The following is a 7,377-nucleotide window of genomic DNA, read 5'->3' as shown; positions in this document are numbered from 1 at the left end:
GCAGGGTGCGAACCCGCCTGTGCCGCCGCAGCAAGCAGACGGCTGGCGCACCCCCGGCACACTGATCGCGTCTGTGGCGCTGGTTCTCAGCATCGTCGCACTGATTCCTGCGTGGGACTCGGCAATGAGCGGTGACAGTCAAGCGGAGACAGGGAAGAAGGAAGCCGAGCGCAGGGGGCTTCTGGAAGTCACTGCTGTAAGCGCACAGTTTACTGACAAGTTGAAAGGGGTCGAGACATCGAGAGATTCAAAGAAGGAGGTCACAGGACTCAGCGGCTCAGAGATCAATATCGCCGTCCGTAATCGTGGAAGTGGCTCGGCGATCATTACGAAGATAAGTGCGAATGTGGAAATCTCGGAGAACCTCAAAACCTGCGGAGGGACGGGTGGGGACCTGGGGACTTCGGCGCACTACGCCATCGAAATCCCTCTTTCGCAGAAACCTCCATTCACTAAAGCTACCGAAGAAGATGTGGTCTTCGATGTGAAGTCCGGGGAGAACGACCGTTTTTCCCTGACCGTCGGCCCCGATTCGAAGGAGGCTGGCAAGTCGCCTTGGATGGGAGTCGTGACGATTCAGCTCCACGACGCGGATGGTACTGACCTCAGTATTGGCCCCCTAGCTATCCTCAGCCCTGGCGAGGATGAATATTTCTACCCCAGCGGCATGACCTGGAAAATCGCGCCTGAATCTTCAAGCTGCATGGGAAGTAACGCTCGCAGAGTGCGGGAAGTGATGCAAATTCCCGGTATTACGACATCGAAGGAATTTGCTGCACTGCACCGTGCGCTTCGCCCTTACCGGTGAGAAAAAAACTACGGTTCAGTTTCAGGAGCAGGGCCTCGGCGTAGTTGGGCCTCGTCCTTCTTGATCATGTGAGACCGAGAAGAGCGAGAGTGCGGGTTTGGTCCCGGGCTGTCCGGTGGGGGCCGGCGGCGATGTTGCAGACGCCGGTCAGGCGGAGCAGGGCTTGCGCAGTTCCGTAATCGCCCAACTGGCGTGAGGATACAGCGAGTTGGGGAGGACGACAGAGCGGACACGGGATCCGTGATCATTCAGGTGTCTAAGCCAAGTGATCAAGAGGATTCCCGTGTCCGCTGTCTCATCTTCCCCGATCCCTGCCGTGTTGGCCAAGTTGAGTCCGATCCGTCCGGGCGACATGTCTGACCTGCGGTTCTTCCTGGAGGCGGTGCCCGATCCTCGCTCCCGGCGGGGCCGCTGGTACTCGCTGACCTCGATCCTGCTGGTCTGCGCGGCCGCCGCGGTCTCGGGAGCCCGGACCATCGACGAACTCGCCGAGTGGGGCGGCCGCGCCGACGCAGAGCTACTCGCCATGCTCGGCGTGCACCGTCACCTGCTGCGCTGGCGGCATGCACCGTCCAGGTCCGCGCTCGGGAGGGTTCTTGAGCGTCTCGACACCGATGCGCTCGATGCGGCCGTGGGAGCCTGGCTGGCTCACCGCCATACCGCCTCAGCCCCGGGCAGGCGACGAGTGATCGCCGTGGACGGCAAGGCACTGCGCGGCTCCGCCCGCCTGGACCAGCCCCGCCGGCACCTGCTGTCCGCCGTCACCCACGGCTGCCCGGTCACCCTCGCCCAGGCTGAGGTTGGGTCCAAGACCAACGAGACACGGCACTTCCAGCCCCTGCTTGCACCGCTCGCTCTGGACGGAGACGTGGTCACCTTCGACGCGCTGCACTCCGTGAAGGCCAATGTCGCCTGGGTGGTGGAGAGCAAGAAGGCGCACTACGTGGCCGTGATCAAGCCCAATCAGCCCACCGCCTGGGCCCAACTGGACGGTCTGGACTGGCATGCCGCGGCCATCCAGCACACCGCCTCGAACAAGGGACACGGCCGTCGCGAGTCCCGCTCGATCAAGGCTCTCGCCATCGCCGACAACCTCGGCGGCATCGCCTTCCCCCACGCGTAGCTCGCCCTACGCGTTCACCGCCGCCGCAAAGAGACCGGCAGGAAGGAGACCCGCGAGACCGTCTACGCGGTCACCAGCCTCGACGTCCACCTGGCGACACCGGCCGAACTCGCCTCCCACCTGCGCGGACACTGGACCGTGGAAGCCCAGCACCACATCCGCGACCGCACCTTCGCCGAAGACGCCTCCACTGTCCACGCCGGCAACGCACCTCGCGTCATGGCCACCCTCCGCAACCTCGCGATCGGAGCCCTCAAAGCCCTTGGAGCGACCAACATCGCGAAGGCCACCCGCGCCATCCGCGACCAACCCGAACGAGCCCTCCTCATCCTGGGCATCACCCACAAGCCCGACCTCAACGGAACTTGATCAAGCCCTGGTCGACCCTTGATTGGGAGATGACCTCGGCGCCATTCTCCGCCATGTAAATCGAGACGTCGAAGGTACGAAAGCCAGAGCAAAATGGCCAGCGGAGAGCCAGCTGCTGTACGACCTCCTGCAGCTCGCGCCGTGCTCCCAAGGCCCAGATCGTAGAAGCGTTGCGCGCCTACGGAGACGTAATAAAGGCTAAGTACTCGGTGTCCGCCAAGGAGCAGTTCGAACTCTTCCCGATCGACGCCGACCAGGAACTTCGCGGAACCGACTAGATAAACAGTAGCCTCGGCCCATATGTGTTGAGGTAGGTGACGTTCGGTAGGGTCGTAGCAAGCTGCAGCGCTACCATCGATGCGAAGGAGAGACGCACGTGACAACATCGAATGAAATCGATGACGGCATCTTCTTCAATGCGGTCATCCAGGGACATACCATCACGGTGCAACTACCACCGTCCGTCACACCTGCCCTTAGCGGGCTGCCCCTACGCTCGCGAACGTACGTGGGGCGATCCCGAGAGCTCAGTTCTCTGCTCGATCAGTTGAATCCGAGTACATCACAACAGGAGACGGCACGGTTTGCTGCTGTCGTAGGCATGGCAGGAGTGGGAAAGACCGAGCTTGCCTTACAGGCAGCTGCGGAGGCCGAGAAGAGAACCGGATGGTTTCCTGGCGGCATACTCTTCATTGACCTCTTTGGCTACGACAATGAGCGCTATCTTTCGCCCGGACAAGCATTGGGTTCGTTGCTCATCGCTCTCGGGATTCCAGGCGAACAAATTCCGTCTGACCTACCTGATCGAACGCGGCTGTATCGGTCGATTCTGTCGGCCTATGCCAGCCGGGGCAAGCATATTCTAGTAGTGATTGATAATGCGTCCAGTGATGGACAGGTCGAGCCGCTGTTGCCGTCGCACGATGATGGAACGGCCATTGTCACATCTCGCCATTCACTCGCCGTGGGTGCGCGAATCCTTGACCTAGAGGTGCTTGAGCCGTCGGCGTCAGTCGAACTCGTTCGGCGAGTCCTGTTTCAGGCCCGCGGAGAAAATGACTCGCGGGTCGCCCATGAACAGGACCAAGCCCATGCCCTGGTCGAGCTTTGTGGCAACCTGCCTCTCGCGCTGCAGATCTGTGCCGCCCTGCTCGCCGACTCTCCTTCCCGCCCCATTTCGTCTCTCGTCCAGGCGCTTTTCGTCGCCCACGCGAGGCTTGACCGTCTTAAGCGAGAGGATCGCGCTGTTCGGGCGGTCTTCGAGCTCTCATACCTACAGTTGAGTGAAGACCAGGCTCGTATTTTTCGGTTGCTGCCGCTCAATCCAGGACCCGACATTTCCTCCCGTGCCGCGGCACACCTCACGGGCGATACGAATATTGAAGTCGCCCTTGAGGATCTGGCTCGGGCGCACCTGATCGAGCCCGGCGCAACATGGGGACGCTGGCGACTGCATGACCTGCTTCGCCTCTACGCGGACGAGAAGGGGAGGGAATACGCCGAACTGGACAAGCGTGAATTCTCGCTGGAGAGGGTCCTTTTCTTCTATCTCGCGACGACGACCTCCGCCAACTTTATCCTGAAGGAACGCAATGGGCATGGGGAGGGCGAGGTTGAAACCCTTGAGTGGCTTGAGGAAGAGCGATCGAATCTCGTTGCAGCTGTCCAAACGGGCCAAGACATCGGCGTTGATCTCGCCTTTGCGCTGGACGAGTTTTTTCATCTGCGCCGCTACTTCGATGATTGGATTACGGTCCTTAATTCGGCGCTGAAGGCACTCCGAATGCAAGGTGACCTGTACCGCGAAGGCTGGGCATTGAGTGCCCTCGCGCAAGTCCTCTATCACGTTCGGCGCTTTGACGAAGCCCTCGAGATTGGCGAAGAGGCGCTTGACGCCTGTCAGAGGTCGGGGCATCGGTATGGCGAAGAAGTAGCCCTCAATGCGTCGTCGCAGTCTCTGTACCATCTGGGTAGATATCGAGAGTCGGTCGAGGTCGGCCTCAAGGCCGTCGAAATTCTCCGCGAACTTGGCGACCCTCAGGCCGCGAAGGCACTCGGAAGTCTTGCCCTAGCACTCCAGGAGATAGACGTCCAAGAGGCGATCCCGCTCCATAGGTATGCAGTCTCGGACTGCCAGGCCCGGGAAGACCGTCATGGAGAAGCCGCAATGCGAAACCTTCTTGGAATGGCACTAAGGAAGTCGGGAGAATTTACCGAGGCAGCGCAGGAGCATCGGGTTGCGGCTACCCTCTACCAGGAGTTCGGCGATCACCATGGCGAGGCGGCAGCGCTCGGCAGTTACGGCCTCGCGCTACAGGGAGTCGGGCGCTATGTGGAGGCTATCGAGGCTCACTGGCAAGATGTGCGACTCTGCGAGGAGACCGGCGACCGTCATGCACTCGCTGAAGCTCTAGATAATTTGGCACTGGGCCACCGAAGGGCCGGGCAGCTAGACGATGCTGTCGCCATCTATCGCCAAGCAGCCGAAATTTTCCACGAGGTAGGAGACCCCTCTATGGGAGGTCTGGCGATAGGCGGCTCTGGGCGGACATTCGAAGAGGCGGGAAGGATTGATGAAGCCATCCAAGCGTATCGTGAAGCTGTACAGTCTTTTCGCAACGCGAACGATCGCGAGAACCTTCTTATGGCTCTAGAGACCCTCGGGATTACATTGCTGAAAGTCGGGTTGAACGAGGAATCCGATAAGGTTCGAGAAGAATTCATGATCCTCGCTTCGGCTCTGGATGCTCGCTAATCCTGTCGCTCGCAGGACAGACTGACCTGCACTCGGGCGATATCGGATCGTGTTTTAGGTCCTATGGATATTCCGACCACGATCTACGGCGTGCTTAGGTCTTGCAGACAATCAGCGTGTTGCTTCCCTGTGTCAGAGTTCGTTCGCGAGCAACTCACCGTAGAGGTCGGGGTCCTGGGCTGGACGAACTACAGCGGCGCCAGTTCGCCGCGAGCCGGCGCCAGCAGGTGCCCCGTTCACGACGTGGCGCGTCCACCGCAACTGAACCGTGAACAGGGTCGCTGTCGGAGCACCCGTTCGACCTGCGGCTCGGCCAGCGCCAATGGAGACAGTGAAGACGTGACAAGCTGTGGCTCATGGTTATGCTGCCGCCTGAGGACGCTGTCGACTACCTCTTCGAAGTGTCGGATGCCGTGGACGTACCCGTTGTGGTGCGCAGTACCGGTAAGCTCCGGCGTCCTTCCGAAGCGCAGTGGAAGAGCCCGGTGGACCCGTGGCCCGTCGCGGACCAGCTCCCCGGCGACGGCTTCTATCTGGCGACGACCACGTGGCGGCAGATCCTGCAGGCGGCCACGGGCGTCGGGCGGGATCTGGCGCCGTGGCTTCGGAAGACGCCCTGGCTGGCGGTGAACGAATTCATCGCGCGGGTGGCACCGTTGCAGGCCTACCTGTGCATGAAGGACGTGCCGGGGCCGGAGTATGCGGCCGGGCGTCGGCTGTTCGTCAGTGCCGTCTATCAGCACGGGACCGAGCGCAGCGCTCACTCGGCGTTCGGCTACCACCTGGGGATGACCATGGCGCAGTGGGCGTGTGTCGGCATGTCTGGTCTGGGAAGCACGCGGCACATCGAGGCCGGCGGCCCCAACGGGAACCAGGGGTTCGTGGACGTAAGTCTCCGGCTGCCGGATCTATGGGGCACGCATCCGAGTCCGCGGCTTCCCTGGCTCGTCGAAGCCAAAGCCGGCCGCCACCTCGGCGAGGGGCGTCTGAAGGACGGCAAGGTGCAGCTGAACGGCGGCAGTGACCTCATGACCGTCCCCCACCGGCAGGTACTGTGTGGCACCTCCTTGCCACACCGGAAGAAGTGGGAGGACGACTACCTGTTCATGACGGTGGACACGACGATGAACACGCCTCTGCCCCCTGGCGGCGGCAGCGAGCTCCCGCCGCTCGGCCCGCCGCCGGACGGGGCTGAGGACCACATTGCGGAAGATGTGGAGGCGCTGCTGGCAGTGGCCCGGTCACAGTTGATGGCCTACCAGGCAATCGCCTTCGGAGCAGTGGAAGATCTCCGCCTCATCCCCGTCAGCAAGGCGCGCTCCGCGCGGTTCCGACACCGCACAGGTTCCCTCACTCCCGTGGAGCACGACGAGCCAACCCGGGAGATTCGGTACCGACTGCGCTCCGAATCCGTGACCGGCGAGGCCGCGCTGCGATCACGCGGGGACGCCAGCGACTTTATCGCCGCCCGTCTTCCTGGTACTGGCCTCCACCTGGGCATGTCCCGACGACTCTTCGCCGCGTGTGCCGCCCTGCACCAGGCGCAGTCCGAGATGCCCGTGAATGAGTCCCTGTTCCTGCCCGACCTTGTCAGGCCGCGTCACAGCGTCGACGACGAGGAGCGCGAGGAGTACAGCCGAGCCACCCGCCGTGCCTACTACGAGCAGGAAGAAGAGCGAGGCCCACGCCTGCGCGCAGATATCCGCCACGGATTCGCGCAGGCTGATGCACGGTCGTGGAGCGATCTTCTGTCGGGCCGCCAGGTTGAGGTGTCCCTGGAGGACCCGGAGGAGAGCGGGCTCCTGGAGGGAACAACTGCCGAAACCTACCTCGCGATCGAACACACCGAGGCGGTGCTGGCCAATGCCCGCGAACGTCGGTAGGCGCAAACGCCTACTGCGTCGCGGGCGCGCGATCGCGAAAAAGCCCGTTCCGACAGCTTCTCGCGCGGGCGGTGACTACTCTGTAGGGCAGTGACAACGCTGCTCAGGTGGCCTGATACCCCTATTGGTGCGGCCAGAGTGCGGCCGGACGCCTTTGGATGAGATAGCACAGGGTGTAATGGCGGGACCGCCCGCACGTCTTCTGATCAGGCCCGGTGGCACGAGCTGGAATCAGGCGTCACGAACACTCATGGTCTCGTAATGCGTAGATCTCGCTACCGAGCTTGGATCCACCGGCTTGATTCCCGAGTGATCGTTTCAGTCCTTCGTGGTGGGCTTCGGGGCGTGGGGTAGTTGCTGGTCTGCCCAGCGTTTCCACACGTCCACAGGTCTCGGGCTCTCGGTCGCGGGAAGGGCGGTTGCTCCACCAGGCGCTTGG

At 62.2% G+C, this 7,377-nt stretch carries 5 protein-coding genes; all 5 read left to right on the top strand.

Going from position 1 to position 7,377, the window contains the following annotated elements:
• Nucleotides 1–808: hypothetical protein (locus tag ACIRJP_RS25420; protein WP_404178384.1), on the top strand; the 808-nt coding region annotated here is incomplete at its 5' end.
• 352 nt (nt 809–1,160) lie between these two features.
• Nucleotides 1,161–1,931, top strand: a complete 771-nt coding sequence (locus ACIRJP_RS25415; protein WP_404178381.1) for an ISAs1 family transposase — start codon at nt 1,161–1,163, stop codon at nt 1,929–1,931.
• Between the two features lie 138 nt (nt 1,932–2,069).
• Complete coding sequence (locus ACIRJP_RS25410) at nt 2,070–2,300, top strand: hypothetical protein (protein ID WP_404178378.1); 231 nt, start codon at nt 2,070–2,072, stop codon at nt 2,298–2,300.
• Nucleotides 2,301–2,676: 376 nt separating this feature from the next.
• Nucleotides 2,677–5,055, top strand: coding sequence for an ATP-binding protein (locus ACIRJP_RS25405; protein WP_404178375.1), 2,379 nt, complete (start codon nt 2,677–2,679; stop codon nt 5,053–5,055).
• A 362-nt stretch (nt 5,056–5,417) separates the two neighbouring features.
• Nucleotides 5,418–6,938, top strand: a complete 1,521-nt coding sequence (locus ACIRJP_RS25400) for a gamma-glutamyltransferase (RefSeq protein WP_404178372.1) — start codon at nt 5,418–5,420, stop codon at nt 6,936–6,938.
• Nucleotides 6,939–7,377: the final 439 nt, after the last annotated feature.

This window comes from Streptomyces sp. NPDC102437 (genome assembly GCF_044765565.1).
GTDB lineage: Bacteria > Actinomycetota > Actinomycetes > Streptomycetales > Streptomycetaceae > Streptomyces.
This window is presented reverse-complemented; position numbering and strand designations above follow the sequence as displayed.

Excerpts from the sequence above, each read along its gene's own strand:
- ACIRJP_RS25415 (WP_404178381.1), top strand. The coding sequence starts at position 1,161 with ATGTCTGACCTGCGGTTCTTCCTGGAGGCGGTGCCCGATCCTCGCTCC.
- ACIRJP_RS25400 (WP_404178372.1), top strand. The coding sequence starts at position 5,418 with ATGCTGCCGCCTGAGGACGCTGTCGACTACCTCTTCGAAGTGTCGGAT.